Annotated in this window: 17 protein-coding genes; 13 read left to right on the forward strand and 4 right to left on the reverse strand. The window is 65.7% G+C overall.

The genetic code is table 11. From position 1 onward, the window contains the following. Nucleotides 1–552: 552 nt before the first annotated feature. The 4 genes from BGN95_RS22695 to BGN95_RS22710 all read left to right on the forward strand — a co-directional run bounded on the left by BGN95_RS22695 (nt 553) and on the right by BGN95_RS22710 (nt 2469). Nucleotides 553–1176, forward strand: a complete 624-nt coding sequence (locus BGN95_RS22695) for a PEPxxWA-CTERM sorting domain-containing protein (RefSeq protein ID WP_265311608.1) — start codon at nt 553–555, stop codon at nt 1174–1176. A 127-nt stretch (nt 1177–1303) separates the two neighbouring features. Further along, on the forward strand, nt 1304–1810 hold the full coding sequence (locus BGN95_RS22700; protein WP_286774092.1) for a helix-turn-helix transcriptional regulator: 507 nt from the start codon (nt 1304–1306) through the stop codon (nt 1808–1810). Next, entirely contained in the window at nt 1807–2211 is a 405-nt protein-coding gene (locus tag BGN95_RS22705; protein WP_286774093.1) for a VOC family protein, read from the forward strand. The genes BGN95_RS22700 and BGN95_RS22705 overlap by 4 nt, the downstream gene beginning before the upstream one ends. A 51-nt stretch (nt 2212–2262) precedes the next feature. Continuing rightward, nucleotides 2263–2469 (forward strand): hypothetical protein, encoded by a 207-nt coding sequence (locus tag BGN95_RS22710; protein ID WP_286774094.1) that lies wholly within the window; start codon nt 2263–2265, stop codon nt 2467–2469. Between the two features lie 42 nt (nt 2470–2511). On the opposite strand, the gene BGN95_RS22715 is transcribed toward BGN95_RS22710, so the two are convergent. Then, a complete protein-coding gene (locus tag BGN95_RS22715) occupies nt 2512–4341 on the reverse strand; it encodes a DUF885 domain-containing protein (RefSeq protein ID WP_286774095.1) in 1830 nt (609 codons plus the stop codon). Between the two features lie 154 nt (nt 4342–4495). Here BGN95_RS22715 and BGN95_RS22720 point away from each other — a divergent pair, with 154 nt between their 5' ends. From BGN95_RS22720 to BGN95_RS22745, 6 genes are all read left to right on the forward strand, one after another. After that, nucleotides 4496–4885 (forward strand): four-helix bundle copper-binding protein, encoded by a 390-nt coding sequence (locus tag BGN95_RS22720; protein ID WP_179514483.1) that lies wholly within the window; start codon nt 4496–4498, stop codon nt 4883–4885. A gap of 171 nt (nt 4886–5056) precedes the next feature. Further along, nucleotides 5057–5491, forward strand: a complete 435-nt coding sequence (locus BGN95_RS22725; protein ID WP_265311613.1) for a CBS domain-containing protein — start codon at nt 5057–5059, stop codon at nt 5489–5491. Between the two features lie 48 nt (nt 5492–5539). Then, nucleotides 5540–6145 (forward strand): DUF4142 domain-containing protein, encoded by a 606-nt coding sequence (locus tag BGN95_RS22730; RefSeq protein WP_265311614.1) that lies wholly within the window; start codon nt 5540–5542, stop codon nt 6143–6145. 187 nt (nt 6146–6332) lie between these two features. Next, a complete protein-coding gene (locus BGN95_RS22735) occupies nt 6333–7283 on the forward strand; it encodes a PAS domain-containing protein (protein ID WP_286774096.1) in 951 nt (316 codons plus the stop codon). Between the two features lie 97 nt (nt 7284–7380). Beyond that, the gene (locus tag BGN95_RS22740) at nt 7381–9363 is read left to right on the forward strand and encodes a protein-L-isoaspartate(D-aspartate) O-methyltransferase (protein WP_286774097.1); all 1983 of its coding nucleotides are present in this window, start codon (nt 7381–7383) and stop codon (nt 9361–9363) included. A 135-nt stretch (nt 9364–9498) separates the two neighbouring features. Beyond that, a complete protein-coding gene (locus tag BGN95_RS22745) occupies nt 9499–9891 on the forward strand; it encodes a PRC-barrel domain-containing protein (RefSeq protein ID WP_286774098.1) in 393 nt (130 codons plus the stop codon). Nucleotides 9892–9894: 3 nt separating this feature from the next. On the opposite strand, the gene BGN95_RS22750 is transcribed toward BGN95_RS22745, so the two are convergent. Then, the gene (locus BGN95_RS22750; RefSeq protein WP_286774099.1) at nt 9895–10641 is read right to left on the reverse strand and encodes a S8/S53 family peptidase; all 747 of its coding nucleotides are present in this window, start codon (nt 10639–10641) and stop codon (nt 9895–9897) included. 131 nt (nt 10642–10772) lie between these two features. Here BGN95_RS22750 and BGN95_RS22755 point away from each other — a divergent pair, with 131 nt between their 5' ends. From BGN95_RS22755 to BGN95_RS22765, 3 genes are read left to right on the forward strand one after another with little or no spacing between them, the layout of a single operon-like run. Then, entirely contained in the window at nt 10773–10979 is a 207-nt protein-coding gene (locus BGN95_RS22755) for a hypothetical protein (RefSeq protein WP_286774100.1), read from the forward strand. Between the two features lie 3 nt (nt 10980–10982). Beyond that, nucleotides 10983–12380 carry a L,D-transpeptidase scaffold domain-containing protein gene (locus tag BGN95_RS22760; RefSeq protein ID WP_286774101.1) on the forward strand — a complete coding sequence of 466 codons (1398 nt, stop codon included), beginning with the start codon at nt 10983–10985 and terminating at the stop codon, nt 12378–12380. Continuing rightward, nucleotides 12377–13135, forward strand: coding sequence for a DUF427 domain-containing protein (locus BGN95_RS22765; RefSeq protein ID WP_286774102.1), 759 nt, complete (start codon nt 12377–12379; stop codon nt 13133–13135). The genes BGN95_RS22760 and BGN95_RS22765 overlap by 4 nt, the downstream gene beginning before the upstream one ends. Nucleotides 13136–13147: 12 nt before the next feature. Here the strand turns inward: BGN95_RS22765 and BGN95_RS22770 are convergent, their stop codons facing one another. Together BGN95_RS22770 and BGN95_RS22775 are read right to left on the reverse strand one after the other, a co-directional pair. Further along, the gene (locus BGN95_RS22770; protein ID WP_265311621.1) at nt 13148–13375 is read right to left on the reverse strand and encodes a DUF2795 domain-containing protein; all 228 of its coding nucleotides are present in this window, start codon (nt 13373–13375) and stop codon (nt 13148–13150) included. Nucleotides 13376–13429: 54 nt separating this feature from the next. Beyond that, entirely contained in the window at nt 13430–14095 is a 666-nt protein-coding gene (locus BGN95_RS22775) for a hypothetical protein (RefSeq protein WP_286774103.1), read from the reverse strand. Between the last annotated feature and the right edge of the window lie 220 nt (nt 14096–14315).

Below are 14315 nucleotides of genomic sequence, written 5' to 3' on the forward strand. Positions count from 1 at the left end.
CTCCAACGCCCCCTGGGGCCATACGATTCAACGAACGCTCGATTTGCGTTGTTCCGGCGATCATGCCCGCGAACCGGCGCTCCGCACGGCTCGTCGCATGCTGGCACCGTCGGCGGGACGAGCCGAATGCGCGACGAATTATTTTTACCAGCGGGCGGAACATTGGGCGATGAGGACCGTTGATTGTACCTGCTCGATCGAAAGATCCGCAGATTGAAGGTGTCGATCACACCGAAAGGTGCCGAAAGAACCTTCATGGAGCCCCGCCGCTGAAAAGCGACGGGGCTTATTGCTGGCGGCGCTGCGTCGCGAGCCCTGTTATCCTTCCAGACTATATCCCGCGGCTACAGGATTTTCTGTAGACACGATACCGAATAATGTCGCGACTATTGACGATAAAAGGCGACTTATCCTAGATCAGCCCGAAAATCGGGCCATCGCGCCCTCGCGTTATTCCATCGAATAGGCGGTGGACCGACTCCATCTTCCCCCTCTACCCCCGCGACATCGAACGAGAACCGAGCCTTCTCTAGGATCGCAGGGAGACTTTCGATGAGTAAATTGCTTTTTTCCGTAGCGGCGCTCGCCGCGATCGGCGTAGCGGCGCCGGCATCGGCGGCGGTGACCGTTTGCAGCGGTGGCGGATGTGCCCCCCAGCCGCATTCGAACGTACAGGTGACCGGCGGCCAGACCGGGTCGACCGTCAGCGGGACGCTCAACAACGCGCCCGGCACGGTCGAATTCACGTCCGCCCAGTCGCTCGCCACCCAGGGCCAGCGTGTCGCGGCGGCGACGGGCGGCCTCACCGATCCGCTCGACATCAGCTTCACCGGCGGGCTGATCAACGCGCTCGAGTTCAATCTCAACGCGCTGACCGGCGGCACCGTGTCATTCTCGTTCAGCGGCGGCGACAGCAACGGCGTCACCACCGGTCCGCTCGCGCTGCGTGCGAACGGATCGAATTTCTTCAACGTCGGCGGCGGTTCGTTCGACCGGATTTCGATTTCATTCGGTGACAATGCCTCGCTGCAGGATATTCGTCAGGTCCGGCTTGCGATCGCCGGCGCGGTCGGCGACGTCCCCGAGCCCGCGACCTGGGCGCTGATGATCCTCGGTTTCGGCGCGGTCGCCGGGACGATGCGGCGCCGCCGCACCAGGATCGCCTTCGCCGCATAATCCCGAAATACCGACCCGCGAGGCAAACTCATTTCTGCCGGGGCAACGACCCTTGCCCCGGCAGAAACTTTGTCGTTTGCGACGCGCTTGCGGACCACCGGCACGCCGGGCATCATCCGCCCGCGTCATGTGCTCCGCCCGATCCAAGCCCGATACCGTCGATCGCGAACTCAAGCTGCTTCGTCGCCTGCTGCGGGCGAAGGACCGGATCGACGCCGCCCCGCACGAGGAATGGCCGGTCGTGCGACTGGCGCAGGTGAGCGGCACCTCGCCGGCGCATTTCGCGCGATCGTTCCGCGACGCCTTCGGGATTCCGCCGCACCGCTATCTGCTCGCCCGCCGCGTCGAACGCGCCGCGGCGCTGCTGCGCGATACCGATCTGCCGATCACCGACATCGCCTTCCAGACCGGCTGGACCAGCCTGGGCACCTTCGGCCGCACTTTTCGCGATATCACCGGCGAGAGCCCCGGCGCGTTGCGCCAGCGGACGAAGGCCGCGCCCGGCGATCTGGCGCAAGTGCCGCATTGCTTCGTCAGCGCGGCGCATCGGCCCGACCTCAAAATGGCAGTTTCGGAGAAGCGGCGGCGCGAGAACGGCGATACGACCCCCGCGACCGAAACGGAGGTTCCATGACACAAGGTGTTCAAGTCGCTGGCATTTACGTCCACGATCAGGACGAGGCGCTGCAATTCTACGTCGATCGGCTCGGCTTTCGCGTCCATACCGACGCGCGCAACGGCGATTATCGCTGGCTGACGGTTCAGCACCCCGACCAGCCCGATTTTCAGCTCGGGCTGTTCCGCCCGCAGCCGCCGACGGTCGACGATGCGACCGCGCAGGAATTGCTCAAGGCGGTCGCCAAGGGCGCGATGCCACCGCTCGTGCTGGTCGTTGCCGATTGCCGGGCGGCCTATGCGGCGATGCAGGCGCGCGGGGTCGAATTCACCCAGGAACCGATCGCGCGCTACGGCTCGGTCGATGCGAGCTTCCGCGATCCTTCCGGCAACGGCTGGAAGCTGGTCCAGTCGCGCTGACGCGCGCGATGTGCCGCATCCCATCCTGGCTGCTCTTGACCGGAGGCCGTTATGACCCTGCACCATTGGATCCGCCAGACGCACCGTTGGCTTGGGATCTTCTTCACGCTGACCGTGCTCGCCAATTTCGCCGCGATGCCGTTCGGCCCGACACCGCCGGCGATCACTTATGCGCCGTTGGCCCCGCTCGCGCTGCTGCTGGCGAGCGGGCTGTACATGTTCTTCCGCCCCTATCTGCGAAAGGCTGAACGATCGTGAAGCGACGGCCGGGCGCGGATCGTGCGCCCGGCCGTCACCGCGTCATTTACGCGCGGCGATCCACGCGTCGACCTTGCGCTCGAGGATCGACAGCGGGAGCGAGCCCGAGCCGATCAGCAGATCGTGGAACGACTTGATGTCGAACTTCGCGCCCAGCTCGCTTTCGGCCTTGCGGCGCAATTCCATGATCTTGAGCATGCCGATCTTATAGCCGGTGGCCTGCGCCGGCAGCGTGATATAGCGCCGCACCTCCGACCGCGCCTGATCGGGCGAGGCGCGCCCCGACGCGACCATATAGGCAACCGCCTGATCCTCGGTCCAACCCTTGGCGTGGATCCCGGTATCGACCACCAGCCGCGCCGCGCGGAACAATTCCGCCTCGAGCCGCATGAAATCGCTCGCGACATCGGGGTAAGCGCCCATTTCCTTGCACAGGGCCTCGGCATAAAGCGCCCACCCCTCGCCGAATGCGACATAGCGCGTCGACTGGCGGAATTTCGGCCCGGCAGTCTGGCGGACCTGGATATCGCCCTGCATGACATGGCCGGGAACGCCCTCGTGGCACATCAGGTCGATCGTGGCATCGGGGGCGGGATCGCCGGTGTCGCCGAGCAGATGGACATAGACTCGCCCCGGCCGCGCGCCGTCGCGGCTCGGCCCGGCGGCATGCGCCGCGCCGCCCGCGACTTCGCTGAACGACGGCTCGCGCACCACCTCCATGCGATATTCGGGCAGCGTGCCGAAATATTTGGGCAGCAAGGTGCGGTTGCGCGCGATCGCCGCATTGGCGTTGCGTAGATAGTCGGCGCGCAGCGCGTCGGTCCACGGCTGCGGCGGGTTACGCTTCTCGCGATCGGCATAATAAGCCACGCGGTCCGCGAAACTCGCCTGCCGCGCGAGCGCGTCCTGCTCGCCCTCGATCCTTTTGACCTCGCTCAGCCCGATCTGGTGGATTTGCTCGGCGGTGAGATCGGTGGTGGTGTTGAGCTTGAGCGCCGCGGCATACCAATCCGCCCCGCCCGGCAGCGATCCGGCGCCGACGCGGCCGCTCGGCGCGGTCGGCAGGTCGCTCTCGGCCCAGGCGATGACGCGTTCATAGGCAGGCTTGATCGACAGCAAGGCCGCGCGCGCATCGGCGAGCAACGCCTCGGCCTCGGCCGCGCTGACCTTCCCCGCCTTCTGGAGTTTGCCGACCTTGGCCTCGGCATCCGCCCACAAGGGCGACGCGGGGCCATTGTCGAACGGCGCGCCGGTGACGATCGCGCGGCTGCCCGCGATCACGCGCTCGATCTGGAATTTGGGCGCGCGAATGCCCTTGCCGTCGGACACGCGGCTCTGCGCGATCGCTTCGTCGAGCACCGCCGGCATCGCGCGCAGCCGCGCCGCATAGCCGCGCATATCGGCGGCATCCTGCACATTATGCGTGTTGATCAGGAAATCGGGCAGTCGCGAATGGACCGAATAAAGGAACGAATAGAAGGGCGGCGCATAATTGCGGAAACGATAGCCGAGCTCGGCGCGATCGAGTTCGAGCGCCCAGATATCGTAATTGGTCTGCGCATCGGGCGACAGCTTGGCGCGATCGAACCGCGCCTTCATCCGCGCGACGCTGGCGCGACGCCATTCGAGCCGGCGCAGCGCCGCGGCGTCGCTGATATCGTCGAGCCGGTCGATCCCGTCCTTCATGCCGAGCTGGGTCGCGAGCTGCGGTCGATCGCGGAACTCTTCGGCGAATTCGCCGTCGAGGAAAGCGTAGAGCCGCGCGTCCTCGCTTGCGCTCGTCGCCGCCGGTGTGGCGGGCTGGGTGGCGGCGGGCAAAGGTGCGGCGAGCGCAAGCGCCGCCGCGGCGGACAGCCAGAGTGATTTGAGCATGTATATCCTCCCTTTCCCAAGGCCTTACCTTCCTAACCTGGGTGTGGAAAGGCCCACGTGCCGCGGGTGGACCCTGCGCTTCGGATAATCGTTGAGACAGGTGCCGGGGCAGCAGCGGGCGGGCAATCGATCCGTCATTGAGAAGGAACCGGACATGTCGATCCACCGCATGATCGCGCTGCATCCGCAGGTCGGCGACGATTTCAACGAAACCCTCGCCACCGCCGCGCGACACGCGATGTTCTGCGCGGAGATGTGCGCGAGCTGCGCCGACGCCTGTATCGCCGAGCCGATGGACATGTCGCAATGCATCCGCTCGTGCCTCGACTGTTCCGACGTCTGCACCGCCACCGCGCAGCTCGCGGTGCGGCGCACCGGGCACAATCCCGAGGCGTTGCGCGCATTGCTCGATACATGCGCGCGGGTGTGCGAGCTTTGCGCCGAGGAATGCGAACGGCACGAACATGGCCATTGCCAGCTATGCGCCGAAATGTGCCGCGAATGCATGCAGGATTGCCGCGCAGCAATACCGACGGTGAATTGAAGCAGCACCGGCCCCGAGTTACGGCAGATTAGCACTTCGGCTATTCTAACCTATTAACCTAGGTTTGTTATCGCCGGATATTTCATATTTGCGCAGCATTTCTCGCCGGCGAAGGAACTCTGCCGCCCGCCGAGAGTCTCGATTCCACCTTTAACCAAGGGAGAGCGAGCGATGCGGGTCCGCGAATGCATGACCACCGACGTCCAGGTAATCACGCCAGACAATACGCTGCAATCGGCGGCGCAGATCATGGCCGATATCGATGCGGGCTTTCTGCCGGTTGCCGATCACGACCGCCTCGTCGGCGTCATCACCGACCGCGACATCGCGATCCGCGGGGTCGCCGCCGGGCACCCGCCCGATTCCAGCATTCGCGACGTGATGAGCGACAGCGTGAAATATTGCTTCGACGATGACGATCTGGACGACGTGCTCGAGAATATGGGCGATATCCAGCTTCATCGTCTCGCGGTGATCAATCGCGACAAGCGGCTCGTCGGCGTGATCACGATCGGCGATTGCGCAGGCGGGGGCGAGACGGCCCGCGCCGGCGAGGCGCTCGGCGATATCGTGCGGCCCGGCGCCCGCACTTCCCAAATGGTCTGACGGGGGGCGCGACCCAACGCGTTCTCCTCCCAATTCAGGATATTTCCCATGAAAACGATGCACAAACCCCTTGTCGCCGCCTTGCTGATCGTCGGCCTCGCCGGCTGCAACAAGAACAATGCGAACGAACCCGCCGGGGCCGCCAACGAAACGGGCAGCGCGCTGTCCGATTTCGGCAATAGCGCGGCCAATGCGGCCGGCGCGGCGGCCGATATCGTCACCCCGACCCCGAACGGGCAGGAATTCGCCGACAAGGCGGCGAAGAGCGACGCGTTCGAAATCGCCGCAGGAAAGCTTGCCGCGACCAACGGCGCCTCCCCCAAGGTCAAGGCATTCGCCGCCGAGATGATCAAGGCGCACACCGCATCGACCGACAAGATCAAGGCCGCGGCGCACAAGGCGACCGCCGCGATCACCCCCGATCCGACCTTGACCGAGGATCAGAAGGAAAAGCTCGACAAGCTGGGCAAGCTCACCGGTGCCGAGTTCGACCGCGAATATCTGTCGGGCCAGGTCGAGGCGCATGAAGACGCGCTGTCGCTGATGCGCGATTACGCCAAGCATGGCGATGTCCCCTCGCTCAAGGCGGCGGCGGGCGAGATCGCGCCGATCGTCCAGAAGCATCTCGACGAGGTCAAGGCATTGAAAGGCTAACCGCGCGCCGCGAGCGCCCGATCGAGGCAGGTTGGTTCACCTGCCTCGAAATCGCGGTAGACAAAGGACAATAGAGCGATGATCCGCTGCAATCGGATCGACAGCCGGGGCAACGCCGGTTAACATAGCGCAATTGTCCCATATCGAGACGATCCATATATGCCATCTCCGACAAGGGGAACGACAGGTGGCTGATCCGATTGGAGCGTTTGCCGATGGGCATGACGCGCTGCTTTCCGCGCTGCTCGATCAATCGCACGAATGCATCCAGTTTCTCGACGGCGACGGCCGGATCCTGTTCGTCAACCGCGAAGGCGCGCGCGCGATGGAATTGAGCGCGCCGCACGATCTGATCGGCGCATCCTGGATCGATCGCTGGCCCGAGGAAGCACGGGGGGCGGCGCACGATGCTCTGCAATCGGTGCGCCGCGGCACTGCGGCGCGCTTCTCGGCAACGCGCCCCGGCCCGCACGGCGAACAGCGCTGGTGGGAAGTCACCGCGACCCCGATCGACGGCAACCACGCCGCCGCCTGCCTGATCATCGCGCGCGACATCACCGCTGAATCGATCGAGCGCCAGCGCGTCGCGACGATCAGCGCCGAAATGCGCCACCGATTGCGCAACGCGATGACCACCGCGGCGGGGATCGTGACGATCGCGGCGCGATCGCATCCCGAATGCCAGTCGTTCGCGCGCGATATCAACGAGCGGCTGGCGATGGTCGCCGCGGTGCAGGACCTGCTGCTCGATCCCGCGCGCGACAAGAGCTTCGCCGAGATCGTCCCGCTGCTGACCAGCGCCTACGGCGGCGCCAAGGTGATCCGGTTCGGCGCGCTCCCCGATGTGCTGCTCGGCGACGGCGCGATGCAGGCGCTTGCGCTGACCTTCGGCGAACTGGCCACCAACAGCCTCAAATATGGCGCGTTGAAGAACGGACGCTCGGTCGAGGTGAACGGCGCGGTCGAGGGCGATCTGCTGCGCCTCATCTGGCGCGAACCCACCGTGTTCGGCGCGCCGCGCGAGGGCGGCCAAGGGCTCGAGCTGATCGATCGGCTGATCCGGGCGTCAGGCGGCAATGTCGTGCGCGAGACGGACGATGGCCATTTCACGCTCCATCTCGTGCTGCCGTGCAAATGACCCGCGGCGCCTGATCCGGTCGCCGGCGGAAGGCGCGCGCGGCGCAGCGAATTGCCGCCTGATGCGTTGATCGAGCATCGTCCCGTGGAGGGAAGCGATGCCCACGACAGCCACCAGCCGAAACTTCATGGTCGACAGCCAGATCGCCGCGCGCGGCATCGCGGACGAGGCAGTGCTCGCCGCGATGCGCGAGGTGCCGCGCGAACGCTTCGTCCCCGCCCCGCTCGCCGAATTCGCTTATGAGGATACGCCGCTGCCGATCGAGGCGGGGCAGACCATTTCGCAGCCCTATATCGTCGCGCATATGATCGAGGCCGCGCAGATCGGCGCCGGCGATCATGTGCTCGAGATCGGCGCGGGCTCGGGCTATGCCGCGGCGATCCTCAGCCGGATCGCGGGGCAGGTCCATGCGATCGAGCGCCACGCCGAACTCGCCGCGCTCGCGCGTGAGCGAATGACGGCGCTGGATTATCGCAATGTCGAGATCCGCGTCGGCGACGGCACCGCGGGCTGGCCCGAACAGGCGCCGTTCGATGCGATCCTCGTCGCCGCCGGCGGCCCGACGCTTCCCCCGCCGCTGTGCCGCCAGCTCAAGATCGGCGGACGGCTGGTCATGCCGGTCGGCGATTCCGCGCGCCAGCGGCTGATCCGCGTGACGCGGTGCGGCGCCGATGATTTCGCCGAGGAGGATCTGGGCGACGTCCAGTTCGTGCCGCTGATCGGCGCTTATGGCTGGGCGCTCGACAAGGGCAGCGACGCCTTGGTCGAGCAACCTGCGAAACCCGCGCTCGCCGACCTCATCCGCGATGCGGCCGAGCCGCTGCCCGAGATCGACAATCCCGCATTCGGCGCGGCATTCGATCGCTATGCCGACGCGCGCATCGTGCTGATCGGCGAGGCGAGCCACGGCACCTCCGAATTCTATCGCGCCCGCGCCGCGATCACCAAATGGCTGATCGAGCGGCACGGCTTCACGATCGTCGCGGTGGAGGCCGATTGGCCCGACGCAGCCGCACTCGATCGTCATGTCCGCCACAAGCCGGCGCAGCCCGCGGCGGGCCCGGCGTTCCGGCGTTTCCCGACCTGGATGTGGCGCAACACCGATGTCGACGCCTTCATCGCCTGGCTCCGCGCGTATAACGCCGGGCTGCCGACCGAGCGAATGGCGGGATTCTACGGCCTCGATCTCTACAATATGAGCGGGTCGATCCGCGCGGTGATCGACTATCTCGATCGCGTCGATCCGGCTTCGGCGGCGATCGCGCGCGAACGTTACGGCTGCCTCACGCCGTGGGGCGCCGACCCGGCGGCATATGGTCGGATGGCGCTCGACGAAGGCTTTGCGCGGTGCGAGGAAGCGGTGGTGACGATGCTGCGCGATCTGTTCGCCAAGCAACGCGCCTATCTGGCCGGCGATCCCGACGCTTTCCTCGACGCGGCGCAAAATGCGCGGCTGATCGCCAATGCCGAAAATTACTATCGCGTGATGTATCACGGCGCGGCGGAGAGCTGGAACCTGCGCGACACGCATATGTTCGACACGCTCGAACTGCTGCTCGCCGCCAAGGGGCCTGACGCCAAGGCGGTGGTCTGGGCGCACAACAGCCATATCGGCGATGCGCGCTTCACCGAAATGGGGCAGGCGCGCGGCGAGCTCAACATCGGCCAATTGTGCCGCGAGCATCACGGCGAGGCGGCGCGGCTGATCGGGCTCGGCACGCATCGCGGCACCGTCGCCGCGGCGCGCGACTGGGACGCGCCGATGGAGATCAAGACGGTCAATCCGTCGCGCCCCGACAGCTATGAGCGGCAATGCCACGACAGCGGGGTCGCGCGCTTCCTGCTCGATCTGCGCGAGGGCACGCATCCCGCGCTCGACGAGCAACTGACGACGCCGCGGCTCGAACGCTTCATCGGGGTAATCTACCGCCCGGATACCGAGCGCTGGAGCCATTATTCGTCCGCGATCCTGCCGCGCCAGTTCGATGCCTGGCTGTGGTTCGACACCACCAGCGCGGTGACCCCGCTGCCCACGACACCGCGCCCCGGCGCCGAGGAAACCTATCCCTTCGGTGTCTGATCGGCTTTGTGCCCCCCTGCACCGCGCGCGCGACGAACCGCGGCACGGGAAATGCGACGATCCCGGAACGGCGCCCCGCTCCCATTGGTTGAATAGACCTGAGCTTTTCATTGCGAACATCTGGGAGATGCGATCATGAACCTGTCGACCCCCGCCGGCACCCTCGATCAGCCCGCGCACCCGCTGGTCCTGTCGAGCCGCGTGCTCAAGGAACCGGTCTATAACCTCGCGGGCACCAAGATCGGGCATGTCAGCGACCTGTCGATCGAGAAGACCAGCGGCCGGGTGATCTATGCGATCATGTCGTTCGGCGGCTTCCTCGGCATCGGCGAGAAATTCCATCCGGTGCCGTGGTCGGTGCTGCAATATGATATCGAGCGCGACGGCTTCGTCGTCCCGCTCGACGAGGCGGTGCTCAAGGATGCGCCAAGCTACAGCGCCGAAGAGCTGCGGTCGCTGGGCGGCGAAGATTATCGCGAGGCGCTGCTCGGCTATTACAGCCGTTACGGCATGGGGCCTTATTGGTAAGCCTCACGTCGCCGAACGGGCGAGCCCGGCAATCCGCGCGCTTTCGCGCGGTGCCGCGAACGACGTGCCGGTGCCGCGGGTGGATCGGCCGTCAGCGGCGGCCGTCGGCACGTCGACCCCGCGCTGCCAGGTGTAGCGATAGCCCGCGATCTGCCGATCGGGGCGGTTGCTATGCTGCCACACCTTCCCGCGTCCGTCGGTCGCGCCGACCAGCACCGCCATCGGATAGCCTGCGCGCGCAGCGTCGAGATTGCCGGGGTGATCGCGGCCGTCGTTGCCCGCGGCGAGGACGATCGGGATCCGCTTCGCCGCGGCCTCGCGGATCGCCGCCGCGATCGTCGGGTCCGACGGCATCGCGAGCGAAATATTGATCACATCGACCCCCAGCCGCGTCGCGGTGCGGATCGCGTCGGCGATCGGCGCCGATCGCGGCTGGCACGGCGGACTGATCCCGGGCGGGCACCCGCGCGGGTCATCGATCCGCAGCGAGATCAGCCGCACCTCGCGATGCGCAGCGCGCGACAGGATCGTCGCAACCATCGTGCCGTGATCGTAACGCGGCGCGAACGACGGCCGCGCCGGCACAGTCGCGAGATCATATTCCGCCTCGAGCAGCGGCCCGAGCTCGGGTGTTCGGGCGATGCCGCTGTCGATGACGGCAATTCTGGGAACGCCCGACTCATGAGTAATCGAGGCCGCGCGATCGGCTGGACTGCAGAGAAGCGACGCTGCCAGCGATATCGGCAGCATCAATCCATATTTGTTCTTCAGCAATTCTTGTAACGTAGCTCAATTTCGCTGAAGAACGCGCGCATCTCGCGGAACGCCGGTTACGAACGCCCGTTCTATGCCCTCCCCAGCGGACCTAAGGAGGCTGATATATGTTGTCGAAAATCGTAATTGCCAGTGGCCTGGGCTTGCTCGCCCTCGGCGGCATCGCCATGGCGCAGGACGTCGCGAACAATTCGTCGCAGGCGAACAACACCAGCATGGACAATGGCTATAGCACGAGCAACAGCTCGAGCTACAACGGCACCAGCGGATCATCCTATTCGAACACGAACACCCGTGCCGGGGAACGAGGCTGATCCGTGAAAGGTGGCGCGTCCGCGGCCCGACCGTTGGGCGGACGCGCCATACTTCGCAATTGGGGGGCACCCGCCGCGGCTTTCTGCGTCTCCGCGGCGGCGATGGGGGTGACGACGCACCAGATCGACCCCGCCGCGATCGCAGCGCGCGGTGCGGTCCTGCTTCCAGGACCTAAACGCGCGCTGAAACAGGCGCTTGCGCAGTCCGACGATACGGCGGTCGCGGACATTTACCGTCAGCGCGGCTACCAACCTTTATGGACCGACGCTCAAGGGATTGACGCGACGGGAAAGGCGCTGCTCATCATCCTGCGCGGCGCGGCAGCGGATGGGCTCGATCCGCGCCGTTATGCGGTTCCGGCGCGATTGGAGGGCGGAGAGGACGCCGCCGCGTCGCGGGCACGGCTCGATCTCGCGCTCACCCACGCCTTTCTCGCTTATGTCCGCGACCTGCATCGCCCCGCCGCAGCCGATGCGATGGCCTATGCGGATCCGGCGCTGTCCCCCGATCGCGAATGGCATCGCGTCGCCGGGCTGCTCGGATCACGACCGAGCCCGATCCCCGCGCTCGGCGAGGCGTTGCGCATGCATCCGCTCTACCGCACGCTGCGCGCTTCGCTCGCCGCGACCAGAAGCGCGGCAGCGCCCGACGCGAAACGTGAAGCGCTGCTCCTCGCCAATATGGATCGCCTCCGCGCGCTCCCCGCCGATCCGGGTGCCCGCTATATTCTGGTCGATACCGCCTCGGCGCAATTATGGATGATCGACCACGGCCGCCCCGCGGGCAGCATGCGCGTGGTGGTCGGCAAGCAAAGGCTGCCGACGCCGGCGCTTGCCGGGGTGATGCGGTATGCGGTGCGCAACCCTTATTGGAACGTTCCGCCCGATCTGGTGCGTGAGCGCGGCCGGCGCGCGCTCGCCCAAGGCCCGGGGTTTCTCGCCGCCGAGCGGATCGAATTGCTCTCGTCCTGGGCGGAAAGCGCGCAGGTCCTGCCCCCTGCCGAGGTCGATTGGCGCGCGGTCGCCGACGGGCAGCAGGATCTGCGGATGCGGCAATTGCCCGGCGCAGGGAATATGATGGGATCGATCAAATTCGCGCTTCCCAACCCGCTCGGCATCTACCTCCATGATACGCCCGACAAGGATCTGTTCCGCGGCAGCGATCGTCGCCGCAGCTCGGGTTGCGTCAGGGTCGAAGATGCCGACCGGCTGGCGCGCTGGCTGTTCGACGGGCGGGTGCCGCCCGCGACCGGCGCAAGCGAGCAGCGGATCGAGCTTCCCGCGGCGGTGCCGGTGTTCATCATCTATCTGACCGCGCTTCCCGTCGACGGCACAATCGCCATCTATCCCGACAGCTATCGCCGCGACCCCGCCGTCCCCGTCCGAAGGAGAACCGTATGACCGATCCGCATTTTACGATCGAGCCCAGCGCCAAACGGGTCCGCGCGACGATCGGCGACATTGTGCTGGCGGATTCGATTGCGACCTGGCTGCTGATCGAAGGCTATGCCCCGGTCTATTATTTTCCGCGCGATGACGTGCGCACCGATCTGCTCCGCCCAAGCGGCAGGCGCACCGACAGCGCGGGGCGCGGGACCGCCGATTGGTGGTCGGTCGAAACGCCGGCCAGCGTGCGCGACGACGTGGCGTGGTGTTTCGCGCAGCCCGCACCCGATGCCGAACTGCTCGCCGATCATATCGCGTTCGATTGGGACAAGATCGATCATTGGTTCGAGGAAGACGAGGAAATCTTCGGCCATCCGCGCGATCCGCATCATCGCGTCGACGTTCGCGCGAGCAGCCGGCGGGTCGATGTCTCGCTTGCCGGCGAAACGATCGCCAGCACGACGCATGGGCTGTTCCTGTTCGAAACCGGGTTGCCGCCGCGGTGCTACATCCCACCCGAAGACGTGCGATCGGATCTGCTCAGCCCCTCGCCGACCACCAGCATCTGCCCTTACAAGGGCAATGCCTCCTATTGGCACCTGCGCATCGGCCAACATGTCATCGAGGATGCCGTCTGGTCGTATCGCGATCCATTACCCGAATGCCCGCGGATCAGGAACTATTACTGCTTCTACGACGAGAAGGTCGACCGGATCGAGGTCGAGCGGCCGACACCGCTCACGCCCGGACCGGCGGCCGGGCGTCATTGACGAACCTTCGGATCAATCGCCACCGCGCGCCGTGCGCGCCGCTTCGCCATAGGCCGCCATGACATCGGCCATCGATTCATAATCGTCGTCGGGCAGGCTGAGAATCACGTCCATCACATCGGGGTCCGCGCCATTGTCCTCGGCCTGCAGCCTGAGATCGCGGCGTGTCGCGGGGAAGTCGATCCCCTTGAGATATTTGCTCACATTGGCGGGCGAATGGCCGCCCAATCCTCTCGTCATGACGAAAGCTCCCAAAAGAAACGGAGCGCCCCGAGGGAGCGCCCCGTCATCCTGTCAGTCGTAGCGACCCCGGCCCGAGCGGCCGTCGTAGCGGCGGCCGTCGCCACGCCCGCGCTCGTCGGGTTCGTCGAGATCGTGCCGCGCGCGCATCGCGCGCTCATGGCGGATCTCGCCGCCGCGACGCCCGATCTCGGAGTGACCCTCATAATCGCCGAAATAGCCGCCCTGGCCGACATTTTCGGCATGGCCATATTCGTCGCGCGGCGCGTTCATCGCGCGCTCGTGACGGACCTGCCCGCCGCGGCGCCCGATCTCCGAGTGGCCTTCATAGTCGCCGAAATAGCCGCCCTGACCGACATCTTCCGAATGACCATATTCGTCGCGCGGCGCGCGCATCGCGCGCTCGTGACGGATCTGTCCACCGCGACGCCCGATCTCCGAGTGGCCTTCATAGTCGCCAAAATAGCCGCCCTGACCGACGTCTTCCGAACGGCCATATTCGTCACGCGGTGCGCGCATCGCGCGTTCGTGGCGGATCTGGCCACCGCGACGCCCGATGTCGGCATGGCCTTCGTAGTCGCCGAAATAGCCACCTTGCCCGACATTTTCCGCATAGCCGCCGCGTCCATCCCGACCGCGTTCGTAACGATCATCGTCTTCGTAGCGGCTCGGACGGCCGCGATATTCGCTTCGACTTTCCCGATACATTTCACGTTGCATAGCTGCCTCCTGCGACTGCCTTAATCCAACATTTTCAGGGACTGTATCGAACGTGCCTCGATAACAATTGATCCGGCAGATTCAGCGGTATCTAATCCGGTTTATGGCATTCGCATCCGAACAAGCCGATATTCAATTCTTGACATTACCTATGATACCACACCCAAGAATCCACATAATATTTACACGGAATAGTCAATTACCAATACTGACCGACCTT

Origin of the sequence: Sphingomonas sp. 66-10 (assembly GCF_001897045.1) — a bacterium.
Taxonomy (GTDB): Bacteria; Pseudomonadota; Alphaproteobacteria; order Sphingomonadales; family Sphingomonadaceae; genus Sphingomonas; species Sphingomonas lycopersici.